Below are 18,681 nucleotides of genomic sequence, written 5' to 3'. Positions count from 1 at the left end.
ACCGTCATGAAACACATAAAAATCCCCGCGCTGCTACTTATCCTTGCCGCGATGACCGGAACAGGACTTGCAGGTGATCGCATGGATATACGTAAACGCGCTCCGGGCGAAAAGCCCGTGCAAGAGACCACCGCCACAGTGCAAAAGACAGTCGATGCGGAATTGCGGGCGACGTTCGATGCTGCCAGCGGTGGTGTAAACCAGCTTACTGCCAAACAGGCTATCGACGCCGATTGGGGGTTTATCGCCGACCATTTTGGAGAGATTGATCAGGACCGTGATGGGCATGTGTCATTTGCCGAAGTCCAAGACTTTCTCGATGCCCGCTCACCGATTACCGCAGTAAGGCAAAGGGCAAAACTGCAAATCGTGCAGTAAATTCGGGTCTTACCACACAGGAGGCAGTATGCCGTTTCATATCCTCCCGCTCATATTCTGGACGGGGGGATATTTGCTTAAATCCCGCTTGCAAATCGTCAGTCAAACACGATAGCCGGGGCAGTACGGCCACCCTTTGGGGCTTTTAACTGATCCCAGACCTTGGCTGCGATCTCGCGGTAAACCTTGGTCTGCGGGCCGTCCGGATTGCTGATGACCACCGGCGTTCCGGCATCCGACATCTCACGAATTTCCATGACCAGCGGCACTTCGCCAAGGAAGGGCACGCCAAGGCGCTCCGCCTCTTTGCGAGCACCGCCATGCCCGAAAATGTCGTAACGCGCACCCGTGTCAGGCGCGATGAAGTAACTCATGTTTTCGACAATGCCGAGCAGCGGCACATCCACCTTCTTGAACATGTTGAGCCCCTTGCGCGCATCGATCAACGCCAGATCCTGAGGCGTCGAAACAATCACCGCACCGGCAAGCGGCACCTGCTGCGCCATGGTCAACTGCGCATCGCCGGTGCCGGGTGGCATATCGACGACCAGCACATCGAGATCGCCCCACTGCACCTCACGCAGCATCTGCGTCAGCGCCGACATGACCATTGGGCCGCGCCAGATCATCGGGGTTTCCTCGTCCACGAGAAAGCCAATCGACATCACTTTCAGCCCGTAACCTTCCATGGGTTTCAAAACACGGCCTGAAACGACTTCCGGCTTGCCGGAGATGTGCAGCAGACGCGGCATGGAAGGCCCGTAAATATCCGCATCCAGAATACCGACACGCTGTCCATTGGCCTGCAAAGCCAAAGCCAGATTGACCGCAGTCGTCGACTTGCCAACGCCGCCCTTGCCTGATGCAACGGCAATGATGGCACCAACACCGGGCACCCCGGATTTGACTGGAGCAGCAGCATGGCTGTGGCCTGCATGACCATGACCCGCGCCGGTCGGGGCCTGAGCGGGCACCCGTTGCGGTGGCACAGCGCCAGCCGGTGCCGGGCGTTGCGCCGTTCTTGCCGGTGGGGCAGGTCTTGGTGCTGGTGCCGGTCTTGGCGCATCGTCGCTCGTCGGTCCACCACGCTTTTCTGCTGTCAGTGCAACCACGGCACCCTTCACATCCGGCATGGCCTTCACGACGCGTTCGGCGGCTGCACGAAGCGGCTCCAGCTCTTGCGCTCGCTCGGCAGGTACAGTGATCGAGAAAAACACCTTATTGTCGGCTATGAAAATATCTGAGACCAAGCCCAGTTCGACAATATTGCTGTTGAAATCCGGACCGGTCACTGTCTTCAACCGTTCCAGGACTTCGGTCTTCGTCACGTCTGCCATTGCAATTCCATCCCTGTCGTTCTTATCATCCCAGATAATGCAGTTAGACCGAAACTCCAATGGACATTTGTACGCGCCCACCCGTGCAGCAACAATTGCCGCTAGCATAACGGTTGAACCTTAGACTATGGAAGACGCGGCTCCACAGAGTTCACGCATGTTCTGGTGGAGCATCCTGGCCGCATTTTTTCTGCACGTCGCGCTATGCCTGCTCTTTGCCCGCATGACTACCGAACGCCTGCCGGAGCTGCCGGAAACATCAGTTCCGATCGAGCTTGTCGCCGCACCGCCGCAACAAAGTCCCGCCGCCCCTTCTGAAGTGTCCGCACCGCCGGAGCCGAAACCTGTTGCACCTGTTTCACCCGCGCCGCAAGCCTCTTTGCCCCAGTCTGAGGCGGCACCTATGCACCACGCCGAAAAACTTTTCTCGCAGCAGGTGTTGGCAGACCCGCGCAGCCGCAAGGCGCGTGAAAGTCTCCGGCATCTCGTATCCGAAGAGCGCATTATTCAACTTTGCAATATTGAAGCGATGGAACAGGTCCATCGTTCAGACCCGGCCTCGCGCCCCGAAACCCTTGTGGCCTACGCCATGGCCGAACCCCGATTTTCCGGCGTTTCTTTGCTGGTTACAGGCGGTGCATTCAGAAGCAGAAGGCGCTGGTATAATATCCAGTACAAATGCGAAGTGAGCGCAAACGCCGCTGACATTGTTTCCTTTGAATTTCTTGCAGGTGACGAAATCCCGCTGGCTGAGTGGGAGGAACATAACCTGACAGTCAGCGACGAGCCAGCCGACTAAAGTCAACGTTCAATTCCCCGGTTGTAAAACATCGTACTTCGTCACATTAGAGCAATTTCGATTCGGCACGTAGAGAGCCCTGTACCACTATAGTTCGACAGACATTTCGATACCGGTCGTCTAAATCAAATCCGAACCTGAAAAATTCAATCATGTACACACTTTAAAGTTGTCAGTTGACAACTTTATTAATGGAGATTAAGTTTGTCACGCGATCGGCATCCCAAAAAAGAGGTCGAAAATGTTCTGCGCGAGTTGGAAGCTTTAGGCTGGTCAGTCGAAACACGAGGCGGCGGCCATGCTTGGGGGCTTCTAAAATGTCCAGCGAATAGTGACGATTGCCGCTGTGGAAAGTTTTGTCAGATGACTATCAACTCAACGCCCCAGAATCCCGGAAACCACGCGGCGAAGCTGAAACAGAAGGCACTGGGCTGCGTTAAGAAAAATGAAAAGCAGCAGGATCAAAATGACTGAACAATTTGAGTTCGAACTAGTTTTTGAACTTCCCAACGGGAAACATGACCCATATGAGCTGTCTGATGCCATTTTTGGCGCAGGTTTTGAAGATGCCGTCATCGGGACTGGTAATCCACGACTGTTGGGTATCGAGTTGGAAGCCGACGGCGATGATGCTGAAAGTGTGATTCTCAATGCAGCCCGAACAATAATTAAATCCCTTCCCACAGGAACGCAGCTTCGTGAGATACGTCCCGATCTTGTTAGTCTCGCCGATGTTGCCGAAAAACTGAACATCCGGAGACAGGCCCTGCAAAAGCGGGATGAGATGCCTTTACCAAGCATAGGGGGAATGTATCGTATTGACGAAGTTGCGGATGTTCTCATGAAGGCGTCGCAACCAGCGGATGGAAAACGGAAACCCCGATTTGACTTTCTTGCTGCAAAGAAATGGTTTCTGGCTGGCAAGGCTGCCAGGAAGCTCAATGCACTGCTGACTATTCAGGAAATTGACCCTTTTTCCGTTGAGCTTGTGCGCATTGAAAAGCGGGTTGTTTTATAACCAAGCCCCCGCTCATCCATCAGCGTCGAACGGAACGAATGTGCTGCGCTGCCCATCACTTTGAATAAGGCGTCCCGTCCTTGTGTACGAACTTACCATCCGCATTGGAACTCATCATGTCGATGTCGGAACAAGTGGTCATATCGAGCGGATTACGCGTTCCGACCTCAAGATAGACCGCCGTAACAGACGAACGATTTATCATGTGATGGCCATTGCCGGTTCCTTTGGGAAAGGTCGCACAATCACCAGCCCGCAAAATTGTTTCGCCGTCATCTTCGATCAGCGTCAGCTCGCCTTCAAGCAGATAAACCAACTCATCTTCGTGGCTATGCCAATGGCGTTGGCTGGACCAGCCTCCGGGCGGGAGCGTCATCAGATTAACCCCGTAATCACTCAGCCCGCCCGCATCGCCCAAACGTTTCCGCGTCCGCGAGGCACATGGTGCATCAAAAGGTGGCGGATAGCCTGAACCCTTACGTGCAGGCACCGCGGCAATATCTATCTTCGGCATATACGTCCTCCCGCATCGCCTGTGACTAAAGTAGAGCTGGATTAAAAACAGTTCGTAACCTACACGCAATGTCTATGAGTGATGTATGCCGGGCGATGAGTGAAACCAGTCTCCGTGCGACATCCCAGATGTGAAAAAGCCATAATGTGGCGCTCTAGCCCATCCTTCTATCGAACGCACCCGTATAGCCTGTCAGGTCAGAATCATGTCTCAAGTCCGTTCCCGCTTCCGTAGCCGCGCTCTGAAATTGGCAATCTTTGTCGTCATTGCGATTCTTGTCATCTGGCTGCTGGTTGCGAAAGTGTTTTCCTCCGGCAAGGCACCTGAGCAGAGCGTATTTACTGCGCCGGTCGCTCTTGGTTCCATTGAGGAAACCGTACTTGCAACAGGGACCCTTGAGCCTGTCCAGATGGTCAATGTCGGCGCGCAGGTTTCAGGTCAGGTCAAAACGCTTTTTGTCGAATCCGGGCAGCCGGTGAAGGCTGGCGACCGCATTGCAGAAATAGATTCCGTGCCGCAGGAAAACGCATTGCGCGTGGCAAAGGCGGAGCTGGCGAACAGTCAGGCGTTACGCAAGGTCAAGCAGGTCCAGCTCAAAAAGGCGCAGGCTGCCTATGAACGCCAGACCACCCTGCTGGAACAAAAAGCTGCCTCGCAAATGGCTTTCGACACTGCGGAATCCGACTATTTTGCGCTACAGGCGGAGATTGCCTCGCTTGGCGCGCAGATCGAACAGGCTGAGGTCAATGTCGAAACCGCAACATCGAATCTTGGCTACACCCGTATCGTTTCGCCTATTGATGGCACTGTCATCGCTGTCGTAACCAAACAGGGCCAGACACTCAATTCGTCGCAAACAACCCCGACCGTAGTGATCGTTGCCAAGCTGGATACGATGAACGTGAAGGTCAAGATTTCCGAAGCTGATGTCTGGCGTACCAAGCCCGGTCAAAAGGTCTGGTTCACCATTATGGGTGATGCGCAAACCAAGTATGACGCCGAGTTGGAGCGCATTGATTTCGCGCCGCCATCGATCACCACCGATGCCAAATCCAGTGTCGAAACAGATAGCAGCAAGGGCGCTGCAATCTATTATGACGGATTGCTGACCGTCCCCAATCCGGAATCACGCCTTCGGACGAAAATGACGGCGCAAGTGCATATCATCATCGGTTCGATCAAGGATAAGCCCATCATTCCATGGTCGGCCCTTTCCGCAAGAGAGCCGGATGGCCGCTACAAGGTGACGGTAAAGCTGGCCGATGGAAAAACCGAACAGAAGTTTGTCAAAGTCGGCTTGACCGACATGATAAAGGCGGAAATTCTTGAGGGTCTCAAAGTCGGCGATGAGGTTGTCATCGAAGGCGGCGCTGCAACTCCGGACGCAACGCAGGCAGCCAATAGCGGGGCACCTGCGTCATGAGTCCAGCCCTCCTCGAAGTCAAACAATTATCGCGTATCTTCGCAGCAGGCAGCGAGGAAGTCGTCGCGCTCAACAATGTTGACGTGTCTATAGCAGCCGGAGAATTTGTGGCGATTGTCGGGGCAAGCGGTTCCGGCAAATCGACCCTCATGAACATTCTTGGCTGTCTGGATCAACCGACCAAGGGCAGTTACACAATGGCCGGGCGCGAGACCTCCGGCCTGACGAAGGATGAACTTGCAGAATTGCGGCGCGAGCATTTCGGCTTCATCTTCCAGCGTTATCACCTCATGCCCGATCTTGGTGCCATCGCCAATGTGGAAATTCCCGCGGTCTATTCCGGGGCACCAAAGGGCCAGCGCCGCGACAGGGCTATTGCCATTCTTGAGCGCCTTGGTCTTGGTGATCGCATGGACCACCGCCCCAACCAGCTTTCGGGCGGACAGCAGCAGCGTGTTTCGATTGCGCGAGCACTGATGAATGGCGGCGAAATCATCCTGGCTGACGAACCTACCGGCGCACTGGACAGCAAGAGCGGCGAGAATGTCCTCGACATCCTGAAAGAGCTTCATGCTGCCGGTCATACGATCATCATAGTGACCCACGATATGGATGTCGCCGGTCATGCAGACAGGATTATCGAAATCAAGGACGGCGCCATCGTTGCCGATCAGCGCAAACCCGATAAACCACTCTCTTCATCGGCGAAGCTTACCCAATCTACTGCACCTGTCGGATGGCTGGGCGGCTTCATGCGCCGCCTCATGGAAGCCCTGCCCATGGCGCTGCGTTCCATGATTGCGCATCGTACGCGTACTGCGCTGACCATGCTCGGTATCATCGTCGGCATTGCGGCCGTTGTTGCGGTTGTCGGCCTTGGTGAGGGCGGGCAGCGCATGGTGCTGCAAGAGATCAACGGACTTGGAGCCAGCACAATCAGCATTTTTCCCGGCAAGGATTGGGGCGATGAGAATGCTGCCAAGATCAAGAGCCTTGTGATTGCCGATGCGGAAGCTTTGGCATCGCAACCCTATGTAGACAGCGTAACGCCATCCGTCTCGGCGACCGGCAAAGCCCAATTCGGCAATATTTCCGTCGACGCGACGGTCAACGGCGTGGGGGATAACTATTTCCGTGTTGTCCAGCGCAAGATCGTGCAGGGCGGGTTCTTCGATGCGCGCAGTCAGGCAATGGGCCTGCAACAGGCGGTCATTGATGACAATACAAAACAGGCGCTGTTCAAGAATGTTGCAAACCCCATCGGGCAGGTCATCGTTGTCGCCGAAGTGCCGGTCGTCATTATCGGGGTTGCAGCCAAAACCACCGGCGGCATGGGCGGGGATAAACGGCTGCAAATCTACGTGCCCTATACCAGCCTCTTCACCCGGATAAGCGGGGCGGGAAGCCTCAACGAAATCACTCTGCGCGTGTCGGATAATGTGGATACCCAAGCTGCCGAGAAAGCTATCGTCGCGCTTCTGGAGCGCCGTCATGGCACCAAGGATTTCTTCATCTTCAACAGCGACCAGATGCGCAAGACCATCCAGAACACGACGCAGATTCTTTCACTGCTCATGTCGTCCATTGCCGCAATCGCACTTGTCGTTGGCGGTATCGGCGTGATGAACATCATGCTGGTTTCAGTAACCGAGCGTACCAAGGAGATTGGCCTGCGCATGGCGGTCGGTGCACGCCAGATCGATATCATGCTGCAATTTTTGATTGAGGCGTCAGCTGTCACAGTTACGGGCGCAGTTGTCGGCGTTGGTCTTGCATTGGGATTGGGTGCCATTTTTGCGCCGGTTGGAAGTCAGTTCCCGATGATCATCTCGGTCAACGCCATCATGGTCGCCTGCATCACCGCTGTCATTGTCGGATTGACCTTCGGATTCCTGCCTGCCCGAAAAGCCGCGAGGCTAAATCCAATTGATGCCTTGGCACGGGATTAGAGGACGGCAGCGATGAATCGTAGCTTCCGTTTATCGTTGTTAATGAACGCTACGTCATGTCTCCGTTCGCCCTATCACGACTGCCCCTAGAATTAGGGCTGCGCCAGCAAACATGATCACATGCGGTTGTTCTCCTAACCAAAAATACGCACCGATCAGACCAAATACTGGAGTTAATGTGAGGTACAATCCCGCCGCGCCCGCGCTTAGGACACGAAGGCCAAGAAGGTATAACCAAAAAGGTATGGCGTACTGCACAATGCCGGAAAATCCAGCATATACCACCGTGGGCACCGAAATATCGTGCCAAAATGATGGTACAAGACCTATTGAAAGAGCCATCCAGTAGACGCCAATAGCAAGTATCAGACCAACAGTTTGTTGAGCCGCCGCGATCGTAGCGGATGGGAAATTAGAACTGAAACGAGCGGACAACACCACGTATCCCGCAGCAAACATCGTGGCAATGACAATAAAAAAGTCACCTAATATCTGATTATCTGCCACTTCCGGGATGCGCTCCTGAGAAACAATCAAAAGGCCAACAAAAGCCATGGCAATGCAGCCCATTAAACGGCGGCTGGGCCGCTGTTTAAACATCAACCACCCCAAAAGTAGAATAAAAATGGGCTCGGCCGAACTGATGACGGCAGAGTGACCAGCTGTCGTCCAAGATAAACCAATGAGACCAACGGTGTATGCTAAACCCGGCTCTAGAATGCCTGTTAACGATGCCCGCAAAAGCGGTTTGCCAAAGTATTGCGATGGTCGTTCTGGAATTATCATTAAAAGCAGAAAACTTACGCTGGCCGTTAATTGTATTACCAGAAGTGCGGGAGGCGATATCTGGTTCAGAACGTCGCGGCTCATTACAGTCGCTATCCCCCAACAAGCAGCCGAACCGACCATGGCAAGTACAGCTATCGCGCGTGTAGGTTTCTTGGATATCTTCAGAACAGACACTTCGAGTGCGGTCATTTTATTAGTTCCATTATTTACGGAAAAAATTGCCGCCCCACTGCCGAGGCGGCAGAGAGTCATCGTGATTATGAAATTACTTTTTGAGTCCTGCGCCATCTAAAGTTCGCTGGATGAGCTGATTAAAATGCGCAAGTGGGCCTTCTGAGATGTACTGTCTAACGCCATCAATCACGAAAACTCCATTTCGAATGGCATTAGATTTCATCCCTTTATGAGCTGAAACAATCAGATCATTATCTTCTTTTTCGAGAACGTTTCCCTCCCAGTCCATCAACGCTTCAGCTTCTTCATCGACTTTCCCGTCAATGAAAAAGTAATCACAATAACCAATGGACCGCTCGGAAGATAAGGGGAGCATATGGAATACCAAAAGGTTCTGCTGACCAGGAAAAATGTTGAACGTGGTATTCGGCCACAACCACCAGCCGGAAAACTTCCTCTGCGAACCCTCATTGAGCGTATAGGCATAGGCTTTATTGTCTGGGCGTCCGGCTGGTGCCCAAGTGGAAAGGTAGTACTCCGATTGCTGAAACTGGTAATCTTTGATGCACATGAGATCAGACAGAGCCTCATGGGTCGGAGTACAGTGGTAGCACTCAAGGTAATTCTCGACCATAATTTTCCAATTACCATCCACTTCCGCAACAAATCTTTTGGCAAAACGCAATTGATCCAAGGCAGGCAAACGCTCCCCAAGCTCGCCGAAAAACTTTCCGTAACATTGTTCGAAATCGTCTGCGCCGGGATTCAAGCGAACAAAAACAAATCCGTTTGTTACCCTTGTTTCGATGCCGACTAGCTGCTGATTGCACTCGGGCAAATCTGCAACATGTGGCACGCCAGGTGCACCTCTTAGTCGTCCGTCAAAATGATAAGTCCAAGCGTGGTATGGGCATGTGAAATGTGTGGCCGTGCCGCTCCCTTGGACAAGAATATGGCCCCGGTGAACACATACATTATAGAATGCGCGTATGACATCATCCGCACCGCACGAGATTAGTATAGGTTTGTCGGCGATATTGAACGTTTCATAGCTTCCCTTGTCGGGCAACTGAGAAGCATGTAGCACATAAATCCATTGCTGATTAAAAATCGCATTCAGTTCGTCTGCATACCTTGAACTACAGTGGTAATCGCTGGCTGATAGCGTTGGTACATATTGTGTCTGATTTATTTCGTTCATATGACACCCCTGTCACTTAAAATGGCTATATGATAATATCTTTAATTAAATGTATTCAGAACACACATATATGAGCAATGATGAATTCACAACTGATTAATTTACTTGGGGCCTTATCCTTGGCTCTGGCTGATGCCCAACTTCAAGCGGTGCAGACGTCAAGCGGGATTGGAACTGCTGGTTGCGCAACTCTGGTTGCTTTGGGGCACCACCCCAATCTCACCATTCGAGAAATTGCGACAATCGCCGGTTTGAGTCATTCCGTTATGGTTAGAACAGTAGAAGCGCTTGTTAACGCCGGACTTGTTATCAAGACACCTGGAAAGGATAGACGTGAGGTAACTTCCCGTCTTACACCCGAAGGCAAGCGCTTACGTGACAAGCTCATTGATGCCAGAGAAGTAGTGCTCAAGAACGCGCTTGAGAATCTCTCGCCGCCGGATCAAAAAGTTTTGCACCGCCTTGTATCTGAAATGTTAGAAAATATGACGCTAGATCGCAATCAATCTGACCATCTTTGCAGACTATGCGATGAAACTGGTTGTGGGTTAAATTGCCCCGTTGAAATGAAAGTACTCCAGATAGAAATAGGGAACCAAAGATAACCCATTTTCAATTCCAAGAAAAAAATTGCCGATCTTTTGATGCGGGTCACGCGGGTCTTTGTCGAGACGATAAAAATCATCGAGGAAATGAAATCTGCGAAACGCGATTGAAGCTTGAGACAAAGTTTGCGCGATATAAAACCATATTCGTCAATATCAGTGTTACTTTGCAGAAAAATGGCGGAGCGTCAGAGAAAAATCATCGATTTTTGCAGCAAATTCGCAATTCTAGGGTGAAGTTTGGTTGTGTCCAGTTGCATTCCTCTTTGCCGCATGGCTTTTCGTGAAAAGTCCGGTTATGAAAACGGCGGACGATCTAACGAGGCGATAATGCGCAAGGTTTGGAACGATTGGCGGATGGCGGTGCGCATGCTTTGCGCATTGGCGCTCGTATTCGTCGCCTTTGCCCATCAGCCTGTTTCTGCCGCCCCTGCCCAGCCAGACCTCTCCGCTTACACGCTGCCTGATGGCTCTCTGCCTGTGCTTTGCCTGACTGATACTGGTGGCGCCAAGGATCATCATAGCTCCGCCTGGCATGGCAATGGTTGCGAGGCTTGCCGCCTTGCATCATCGGTAATTTTGCCCGTACCGCCTATGACGGCTGGTCAAAAAGTAGAATCATTACAATCACTTGCCATTAAGCGGGAAGCAGCGCTCATCGCGCGGCATGCTTATCCGCCGTCAGCCCCGCCGCAAGCTCCACCGCTCGTCTGACACCAACTGCGCCCTTTGGCGCGTGAGTATGGCCCTGCCTGTGCAGGTCCGTTTCCGTTGGCCGTCAGACGATTGGAAAAACTATGGCCGTGACTGCCGGGGCTGGCAAAAAGCCTAACAATATCAGTGTATCTCTCTACCGCGCCGTCTGGCGTTGGCATTTCTTTGCGGGCCTTCTGGTCATTCCGTTCATGATCAATCTGGCCGTTACCGGCGGGCTTTATCTGTTCAAGGACGAGATAGACGATACCGTCTTCGCTTATCGTAATATCGTGGAACCCAGAGGCGAAACTCTGGCGCCAACCCTGTTGGCGGAGAATGCCAGAACAGCCGTGCCTGGCTCGAAAGTCGTGCGTTACCGGGTGCCTTCCGACCCCTCGCACTCGGTTCGCGTCACTGTTGGAACTTCCGCCGAGAAAACACTTGTCTTTGTCAATCCGTATAGCGGGGCTGTGCTTGGCACCGTTCCGGAGGAGAATGAGTTTAATCTGGTTGTAAGGCGTATCCACGGCCTGAAGTATTTTGGTATTGTTTTCAACAAGATGGTGGAAGCTGTCGGTGGACTGGCACTCATTCTTGTCGTCACCGGTTTCTACCTATGGTGGCCGCGCAAGCAGACAGGCGGCGTCGTCAGCATACGTGGAACGCCTTCGAAACGGGTGTTCTGGCGCGATCTCCACGCCGTTACCGGCGCATCTGCCGGAGCTCTGATCTTCTTCCTTGCCATATCCGGAATGCCTTGGTCCGGCTACTGGGGTGGGCAGCTGAATTCCACGCTCTCCAGCTCGGGAATGGGTTATCCAACCAAGCTTTGGGATGATGTTCCGGTTTCGACAATACCGACAAAGAATGTTGTCGATCATGCCGGCTGGACCGTGGAAAACGCACCTCTTCCCACGTCCACGCCGAATGTATCGGGCAAGAGCGTAAGCCTTGATGAAATCGTTGCTTCTGCCAATGAAGCGGGTGTTACTCCCGGCTTCGAAGTCTCCTTGCCAACTGGCAAACGGGGCGTTTACACCGCCGCTATTTTCCCGGATGACATAACGAAACAGCGAACGATCCACTATGATCGATATACGGGCAAGCCATTGATTGACATCAGTTTTTCGCAGTACGGCATTGGCGGAAAAGTCATAGAGTTTGGTGTCGGCGTCCATATGGGTCAGTACTGGGGGCTCGCTAATCAGATCCTCATGCTGCTGACCTGTCTTGCCATCGTGCTGACTTCGGTAACGGCCGTCGTCATGTGGTGGAAACGCCGCCCGTCAGGCCGGTTGGGTGTTCCGCCTATGCCATCGCAAACCAGTGTCTTTATCACGCTGACCCTGGTGATCCTTGGCTTCGGAATTGTCTTTCCGCTTACCGGATTGGCCATTCTGGCAATGCTTGCCATCGATCAGTTGGTCACCCGCATCCCTTCTCCCCTGAAACGCGTATTCTCATAAACATTCGAACTGGAGATATACCATGAAAATCCTATTCCGAATTACTGCGCTGGTGTTCTTCGCCGCATCACTTTCTTTTGCTGCACAGGCCCATGATCATTCCAAAATGGGCCAAGGCGATCCCGCAGCCATGTCTGAAGAGATGATGGAGCCAGTAGAAGCTGGCGATCTGACCCTCAGCGATGCCTTCACGCGGGCAACCCTGCCCGGCGCTAAAGTTGGCGGTGGATATCTCAAGATTGCAAATTCCGCCAGCGAGCCAGACCGTCTTATCGGCGGCACCACAGCGGCGGCAGAGCGCGTTGAAGTTCACGAAATGAAAATGGACGGCAATGTGATGCAGATGCGCCAATTGAAGGATGGACTGGAAATACCGGCTGGCGGTTCGGCAGAATTAACCCCGGGCGGGCTTCATCTCATGCTCATGAATATCACCAAGCCATTCAAAGAAGGCGATATGATCCCCGTCACGCTTGAATTTGCCAAGGCAGGTAAGGTCGAGGTCCAGTTCATGGTTGGCGCGGCAAATGCCGCAGGGATGGAGCATAACTGATGAACATACGTTTGCTTCGCTATGGTCTATGGGCCGGCATCGCTGCCCTGTCGATCTTTCTGGTTCTCACTTATATCAGCGGACGCCAGACCACTGCACCGAGGGCCGTAGAACTTGGTACATCATTCAATCTCATTGATCAGAATGGAAATCCCATTACGGAAGCGGCGTTCAAAGGTCATCCGACAGCACTGTTTTTCGGCTTCACACATTGTCCTGAGGTATGCCCGACAACTTTGTTCGAGATGGCTGACTGGCTGAATAAACTTGGCGATGAAGGCAGGGATTTGCGCGTATTCTTCGTCTCGGTCGATCCGGAACGTGATACTCCGGAGGTCATGAAAGGCTATACCGCCGCCTTTACCGATCGCATCACGGGCATTACCGGCAAGCCGGAAGAGATCGACAAACTGGTCAAGAGCTGGCGTATTTATGCGAAGAAGGTGCCTACCGAAAACGGCGACTATACAATGGATCACACGGCATCGGTCATGTTGCTTGACCGTGATTCACGATTGAAGAGCACGATTGATTACAAAGAAAACTCAGACGTTGCCCTGAAAAAGCTCAAGCTGCTGATCGCTGGCTGATTCCCGCCAAAACTGTCCCCTTCGCGTAAATTTGGGAGGGGGGCGGTTTTGCTCGAATCGACACTTTCAGAACATTTGTATACTAAAAAACTCATAATTTCCTAGAATTATTCTAAGCTATTGATATTTTTGGACGTTTTAAACAATTAGTGTTTGACATCTGATTTTTCAGCAGCCTTTATGCACTCGTACAATGAGTACATCCCTTTGATGTCTGGGCCTTGAACCCGTTCGATTGGAGGACCTTATGATTGGTCTTTTTCTGCCACGCCAACGCGTGGTTTCTTTGCTGAAACTTCAGCGCTCGTCTTCTGCCTTGGGTCCCAACAGACCTTTACGGTTATTATCTCATGCGTTCCGCAGTGGCTCGCTCGCTCTTACCCGCAATATTCAGCAGGATGGGGGTCGCGATGTTTCCGCGTCTGTCTGAGAGCCAGAACCATACGGGGTGCTATTTTGATCGGGCTCCTGAGAAACTGGTGCTTGAAGGGTATCGCCGCTGGACTGCCGGATTTGAAACTGGCTCTGTCGTTGCCTGGGAAATGGCATACGGTCTCTATAGCGAGATTCTGGGCGACCGTAATGGCAATCGCGCCCTCTCGGAATTGTCCTATTTCATCCGCACATTGCGTCATTGCGCCCTGTGCCCTCTGAAGACATTTCCCTTTGGTTCCCACCATGTCTGCCGTGAAGAATGCATGACATTGGGGCTAATTGCCGGCCTTCAAAATTGCGACATGGTTGCGGCACGAACATGCCTCAATGCAATGGCATGTCCTTCCCGTCACGAGGAAGTCGAGAACGCTGCAATCGCATTCGCCGAAACGCTCGTAGAACTGGATCAGGTACTTTTGCCCATTCCAAAGTTTGCGATCGACGACATTATTTCCCGCCCTGTGCGTGCGAAATATCATTAAGAAAGGGGAGAGATCATGATCATCAGTTCACGCCGGGAGCGCCAGTTGTCCATCGTAGCGACAGCGCTGTTGACTGCGGCTATCTTCGTTATGCCGATAAAAACACCCAAGGTAGAAACAACACGCGTCGAATTGACAGGCTTTGTCAAAATTGCTGACGCGACACCTGTTAAGCTGACGGTTCGCAAGTAATTGCTTAATGACAGACGAGCCAGGTCTGAACAGAGGCTTGGCTTGCTTTTTTCGCGGCAGAATTAAGTTCTCTAGCGCGATAGTCGACTATTTCTATGGACTATAGGTATCCGGTAGAATTTTCTAATTTTGTCATATAAAAGGAATTCTTTCTAACGCCCCATTTTTGGGCGCTCTGCTACGCTTCAGTTTCAATCACACGGAGGCAGGCATGAAAAATTCCCGATTAACGATAGCCTTCGCAACGGCTCTGCTTATGGCAACAGTTGCGTCCCAGCCAATGTCTGCAGCCTTTGCGGACACAACGCTTTTGAACGTTTCCTACGATCCCACCCGCGAACTCTATAAGGATTTCAATGCGGCTTTCGCCGCGAAGTGGAAAGCTGATACCGGCGAAACGGTGACGATACAAACATCCCATGGTGGCTCTGGCAAGCAGGCCCGTGCGGTCATTGATGGCCTTGATGCAGACGTGGTAACGCTTGCGCTTGAAAGTGATATTTCAGCCATTGTCGACGCGACGAAGAAAATTAATCCAGACTGGCGTACCAAATATCCGCATAATTCCGCACCTTATACGTCGACTATTGTCTTTCTGGTCCGGAAGGGAAATCCCAAAGGGATTAAAGACTGGGGCGACCTGATCAAAGATGATGTCGAGGTGATTACGCCAAATCCGAAGACTTCAGGTGGCGCCCGCTGGAATTATCTTGCGGCCTGGGCATGGGCGAATGGTGAATTCGGGGGTGATGAAGCCAAGGTCAAGGAGTATATCACGACGCTTTTCCAGCACGTTCCCGTGCTTGATACCGGTGCTCGTGGTTCCACAACGACTTTCGCGCAGCGTGAACTCGGTGATGTGCTCCTTGCATGGGAAAATGAAGCCTATCTCTCGCTTGACGAATTTGGCGCTGACAAGTTTGACATCGTTGTGCCGCCTCAATCCATCCTCGCTGAGCCGCCCGTTGCTATCGTCGACGCGAATGTCGATGCCAAAGGGACAAGAAAAGCGGCGGAAGCCTATCTACAGTATCTTTATTCTGAAGAAGGCCAAACCCTTGCTGCAAAGCATTTCTATCGCCCGAGCGAGCCGAAACTTGTGCCGGCAGACCTTCTGAAAAAACTGCCGGAGTTGAAACTGGTAACGATCGATGATCCAATCTTCGGTGGCTGGGCCAAAGCACAGCCCTACCACTTCGGAGATGGCGGAACATTTGACCAGATTTACAAGCCGAAACAGTAACAACATGAAATCCAACCTCGCAGAAGCGGGTTGGCAGCCAAATCGGGATGGAGTTGCCCTATGACTCCATCCCGATTCAAGAGGCCAAGTATCATTCCGGGTTTCGGAATGACACTTGGCTTCACGCTTGCCTACCTTGCACTTATTGTTCTCATTCCTTTAGCGGGTCTGGTATGGCGCTCAGCTACATTGGGCTGGGGCGGCTTCTTCAGCGTTGCCATTGATCCGCGTACCATCAATGCGCTCAAGATCAGCTTTGGCACTTCGCTTGTTGCTGCGCTGGTCAACGTCGTTTTTGGCGTCATCGTTGCCTGGGTTTTGGTCCGTTATCGCTTCCCCGGACGCCGCATCATCGATGCCATTGTAGATCTTCCGTTTGCCTTGCCGACCGCCGTGGCGGGTATCGCTTTGACCGCGCTTTATGCCAAAAACGGATGGATCGGAAAATGGCTTGATCCTCTCGGCATCAAAGTCGCATTTACCCCACTGGGTATTATCATTGCACTGATTTTCATTGGCCTTCCATTCGTTGTTCGGACGGTACAGCCGGTGATGGAAGAAATCCGCAAAGAGGTGGAAGAGGCCGCTGCAACCCTGGGCGCAACCCGGTTTCAGACCATAACCCGCGTGCTTTTACCGGGCTTGCAACCAGCTATTCTCACAGGCTTCGCACTGGCCTTCGCCCGAGCTGTCGGCGAGTATGGCTCTGTCATCTTCATCGCAGGCAACTTGCCCTATGTGTCGGAGATTGCGCCATTGCTGATCGTCATCCGGCTTGAAGAGTTTGACTATGCGGGTGCTACAGCCATTGCAACGATCATGCTTTCCATATCCTTTTTAATGCTGCTGGTAATCAACCTTATTCAGGCGTGGAGCCGGAGGAGGTATGGCTATGGCACATGATCAACCTGCAACCAATGAAACTGCCAAGGCATGGCATCCGGCAACTACGGAGAGTCGTACGGCGCGGTTCGTTTTTATCGCTATTGCACTAGCCTTTCTTGGCCTCTTCCTGCTGCTGCCACTTGTCGCGGTTTTCATCGAAGCATTCCGAAAAGGCCCGGAAGCTTATTTTGCAGCCTTTTCTGAGCCCGACGCGCTTGCAGCAATACGTTTGACCTTTCTGGTTGCTGCAATCGCAGTGCCTTTGAATGTTGTCTTCGGGGTTGTTGCCGCTTGGGCGATCGCCAAGTTTGAGTTCAAGGGAAAGGCATTCCTGACGACCCTTATCGATCTGCCTTTCTCCGTGTCGCCGGTCATTTCCGGTCTGGTCTATGTTCTGCTCTTCTCATCGCAAAGTGCGCTTGGACCGTGGCTGAAGTCGCACGGAATAGAAATCCTCTTTGCTGTGCCAGGCATCGTGCTTGCAACTGTGTTTGTCACCTTTCCGTTTGTGGCACGGGAGTTGATCCCTCTCATGCAGGATCAGGGGACGACAGATGAAGAAGCTGCCCTTTCCCTTGGCGCAAATGGTTGGCAGACCTTCTGGCATGTCACCCTGCCCAATATCAAATGGGGCTTGCTCTACGGCGTTCTTTTATGCAACGCCCGGGCAATGGGAGAATTCGGCGCAGTTTCCGTCGTATCGGGCCACATTCGCGGCCTGACAAATACGATGCCGCTGCATGTCGAAATTCTTTACAACGAATATAATTTTGTCGCTGCTTTCGCGGTGGCTTCGCTACTTGCGCTGCTCGCGTTGGTAACGCTCGTTCTCAAGACTCTGCTGGAGTTGCGGTATGGAGCGGAACTTCGCGCTGCCGGCGGACACTAAGGGGAATATTTATGGAAGTTCGCGTAAGTGGTGTGCGTAAGGAGTTTGACCGGTTCCCGGCGCTGCACGACGTATCATTGGATATCAATTCAGGTGAGCTTATCGCGCTTCTCGGTCCATCAGGATCGGGTAAGACGACGCTCCTTCGCTTGATTGCAGGGCTTGAAACCCCGACAGATGGCAAAGTTTTCTTCGGCGATGAGGATGCTTCCCTGAAATCGGTGCAGGAACGTAATGTCGGATTTGTTTTCCAGCATTATGCTCTGTTCCGTCATATGACTGTGATCGACAATGTCGGTTTTGGCTTGAAGGTACGCCCGGGGGCCAATCGTCCGACCAAGGAAGAAATCCGCAGGCGTTCATCCGAACTATTGGATTTCGTCCAACTTTCCGGCCTTGAAAAACGCTATCCCGCGCAGCTCTCCGGTGGCCAACGGCAGCGTGTCGCTCTGGCCCGTGCCATGGCCATCGAGCCACGCGTACTGCTTCTGGACGAACCCTTCGGTGCGCTTGACGCCAAGGTTCGCAAGGAACTGCGCCGCTGGCTGCGTGAGATTCACGATAAGACCAAGCACACGACGGTTTTCGTGACACATGATCAGGACGAAGCTCTCGAGCTTGCAGACCGTGTTGTTGTGATGAGCCAAGGCAAAATCGAACAGGTCGGCACGCCTGATGAAGTCTATGACCGGCCAAACTCACCGTTTGTCTATAGTTTCATCGGCGAGTCGAGTTCGCTGGAAGTTATCGTGAAAGGAGGCACACCTTATCTTGGTGATGAGGCACTGAACCTCCAAAGTGATCAAGCCGATGGAAATGGTGTTCTGTATTTCCGCCCGCATGATGTAACGCTGGCCGAAAATGCACAATCAAGCATCAGTGGAACGGTGATAGCCAGCCGCCGTGTGGGCGCAACACGCCGCGTCGAGCTTGAAATTGGTGGTACGGAAAGCCGTGTAGAGATCGAAATATCCGCCGATCATCCTGCGAAAGTCGGCTCTCCCTTGGCGTTTTTGCCAAAACATTGGCGTGTATTTGGAAAAGCCGATTAAAAGGTCGTAGC

The 18,681-nt window shown here is 52.6% G+C and carries 21 protein-coding genes; 17 read left to right on the top strand and 4 right to left on the bottom strand.

The features are described 5' to 3' along the window. The first annotated feature begins 6 nt into the window (after window positions 1-6). The gene (locus ABKW30_RS05195; RefSeq protein ID WP_348597144.1) at window positions 7-378 is read left to right on the top strand and encodes a hypothetical protein; all 372 of its coding nucleotides are present in this window, start codon (window positions 7-9) and stop codon (window positions 376-378) included. A 98-nt stretch (window positions 379-476) separates the two neighbouring features. Here ABKW30_RS05195 and ABKW30_RS05190 read toward each other — a convergent pair whose 3' ends face one another. Beyond that, a complete protein-coding gene (locus ABKW30_RS05190) occupies window positions 477-1,715 on the bottom strand; it encodes an Mrp/NBP35 family ATP-binding protein (RefSeq protein WP_348597142.1) in 1,239 nt (412 codons plus the stop codon). Window positions 1,716-1,842: 127 nt separating this feature from the next. Here ABKW30_RS05190 and ABKW30_RS05185 point away from each other — a divergent pair, with 127 nt between their 5' ends. From ABKW30_RS05185 to ABKW30_RS05175, 3 genes are all read left to right on the top strand, one after another. Next, window positions 1,843-2,514 (top strand): DUF930 domain-containing protein, encoded by a 672-nt coding sequence (locus ABKW30_RS05185; RefSeq protein WP_348597141.1) that lies wholly within the window; start codon window positions 1,843-1,845, stop codon window positions 2,512-2,514. A 204-nt stretch (window positions 2,515-2,718) separates the two neighbouring features. Beyond that, window positions 2,719-2,988, top strand: a complete 270-nt coding sequence (locus ABKW30_RS05180; RefSeq protein ID WP_348597140.1) for a hypothetical protein — start codon at window positions 2,719-2,721, stop codon at window positions 2,986-2,988. Beyond that, on the top strand, window positions 2,981-3,532 hold the full coding sequence (locus tag ABKW30_RS05175) for a hypothetical protein (protein ID WP_348597138.1): 552 nt from the start codon (window positions 2,981-2,983) through the stop codon (window positions 3,530-3,532). Before ABKW30_RS05180 ends, ABKW30_RS05175 begins: the two co-directional genes overlap by 8 nt. A gap of 55 nt (window positions 3,533-3,587) precedes the next feature. Here the strand turns inward: ABKW30_RS05175 and ABKW30_RS05170 are convergent, their stop codons facing one another. Continuing rightward, window positions 3,588-4,046: a cupin domain-containing protein gene (locus tag ABKW30_RS05170; protein WP_348597136.1), complete on the bottom strand. Its 459-nt coding sequence runs from the start codon at window positions 4,044-4,046 to the stop codon at window positions 3,588-3,590. Window positions 4,047-4,251: 205 nt separating this feature from the next. Here ABKW30_RS05170 and ABKW30_RS05165 point away from each other — a divergent pair, with 205 nt between their 5' ends. Further along, window positions 4,252-5,469 (top strand): efflux RND transporter periplasmic adaptor subunit, encoded by a 1,218-nt coding sequence (locus ABKW30_RS05165; protein ID WP_348597134.1) that lies wholly within the window; start codon window positions 4,252-4,254, stop codon window positions 5,467-5,469. Then, window positions 5,466-7,418: a MacB family efflux pump subunit gene (locus tag ABKW30_RS05160; protein WP_348597132.1), complete on the top strand. Its 1,953-nt coding sequence runs from the start codon at window positions 5,466-5,468 to the stop codon at window positions 7,416-7,418. The genes ABKW30_RS05165 and ABKW30_RS05160 overlap by 4 nt, the downstream gene beginning before the upstream one ends. A gap of 54 nt (window positions 7,419-7,472) precedes the next feature. On the opposite strand, the gene ABKW30_RS05155 is transcribed toward ABKW30_RS05160, so the two are convergent. Continuing rightward, window positions 7,473-8,396 carry a DMT family transporter gene (locus ABKW30_RS05155; RefSeq protein ID WP_348597130.1) on the bottom strand — a complete coding sequence of 308 codons (924 nt, stop codon included), beginning with the start codon at window positions 8,394-8,396 and terminating at the stop codon, window positions 7,473-7,475. A gap of 76 nt (window positions 8,397-8,472) precedes the next feature. Then, entirely contained in the window at window positions 8,473-9,582 is a 1,110-nt protein-coding gene (locus ABKW30_RS05150) for an aromatic ring-hydroxylating dioxygenase subunit alpha (protein ID WP_348597128.1), read from the bottom strand. 77 nt (window positions 9,583-9,659) lie between these two features. Between ABKW30_RS05150 and ABKW30_RS05145 the strand changes: the two genes are divergently transcribed. The 11 genes from ABKW30_RS05145 (at window position 9,660) to ABKW30_RS05095 (ending at window position 18,670) form a co-directional block, all read left to right on the top strand. Then, window positions 9,660-10,187, top strand: a complete 528-nt coding sequence (locus tag ABKW30_RS05145; protein ID WP_348597126.1) for a MarR family transcriptional regulator — start codon at window positions 9,660-9,662, stop codon at window positions 10,185-10,187. 330 nt (window positions 10,188-10,517) lie between these two features. After that, window positions 10,518-10,901, top strand: coding sequence for a hypothetical protein (locus ABKW30_RS05140; protein ID WP_348597124.1), 384 nt, complete (start codon window positions 10,518-10,520; stop codon window positions 10,899-10,901). A gap of 83 nt (window positions 10,902-10,984) precedes the next feature. Next, on the top strand, window positions 10,985-12,349 hold the full coding sequence (locus ABKW30_RS05135; RefSeq protein WP_348597123.1) for a PepSY domain-containing protein: 1,365 nt from the start codon (window positions 10,985-10,987) through the stop codon (window positions 12,347-12,349). Between the two features lie 22 nt (window positions 12,350-12,371). Next, window positions 12,372-12,902 carry a copper chaperone PCu(A)C gene (locus tag ABKW30_RS05130; protein ID WP_348597121.1) on the top strand — a complete coding sequence of 177 codons (531 nt, stop codon included), beginning with the start codon at window positions 12,372-12,374 and terminating at the stop codon, window positions 12,900-12,902. Continuing rightward, on the top strand, window positions 12,902-13,492 hold the full coding sequence (locus ABKW30_RS05125; RefSeq protein ID WP_348597119.1) for an SCO family protein: 591 nt from the start codon (window positions 12,902-12,904) through the stop codon (window positions 13,490-13,492). The genes ABKW30_RS05130 and ABKW30_RS05125 overlap by 1 nt, the downstream gene beginning before the upstream one ends. Window positions 13,493-13,902: 410 nt before the next feature. Further along, window positions 13,903-14,409: a hypothetical protein gene (locus ABKW30_RS05120; protein WP_348597117.1), complete on the top strand. Its 507-nt coding sequence runs from the start codon at window positions 13,903-13,905 to the stop codon at window positions 14,407-14,409. Window positions 14,410-14,424: 15 nt separating this feature from the next. After that, on the top strand, window positions 14,425-14,601 hold the full coding sequence (locus tag ABKW30_RS05115; RefSeq protein ID WP_348597115.1) for a hypothetical protein: 177 nt from the start codon (window positions 14,425-14,427) through the stop codon (window positions 14,599-14,601). 211 nt (window positions 14,602-14,812) lie between these two features. Beyond that, window positions 14,813-15,844 carry a sulfate ABC transporter substrate-binding protein gene (locus ABKW30_RS05110; RefSeq protein WP_348597113.1) on the top strand — a complete coding sequence of 344 codons (1,032 nt, stop codon included), beginning with the start codon at window positions 14,813-14,815 and terminating at the stop codon, window positions 15,842-15,844. Between the two features lie 60 nt (window positions 15,845-15,904). Further along, entirely contained in the window at window positions 15,905-16,747 is an 843-nt protein-coding gene (gene cysT / locus ABKW30_RS05105) for a sulfate ABC transporter permease subunit CysT (protein ID WP_348597111.1), read from the top strand. Then, a complete protein-coding gene (gene cysW, locus ABKW30_RS05100) occupies window positions 16,737-17,618 on the top strand; it encodes a sulfate ABC transporter permease subunit CysW (protein WP_348597109.1) in 882 nt (293 codons plus the stop codon). Before cysT ends, cysW begins: the two co-directional genes overlap by 11 nt. Before the next feature lie 11 nt (window positions 17,619-17,629). Then, window positions 17,630-18,670 (top strand): sulfate/molybdate ABC transporter ATP-binding protein, encoded by a 1,041-nt coding sequence (locus ABKW30_RS05095; protein ID WP_348597107.1) that lies wholly within the window; start codon window positions 17,630-17,632, stop codon window positions 18,668-18,670. Window positions 18,671-18,681 lie beyond the last annotated feature (11 nt).

Source organism: Phyllobacterium sp. SB3, from assembly GCF_040009165.1.
Classification (GTDB): domain Bacteria; phylum Pseudomonadota; class Alphaproteobacteria; order Rhizobiales; family Rhizobiaceae; genus Phyllobacterium.
This window is presented reverse-complemented; position numbering and strand designations above follow the sequence as displayed.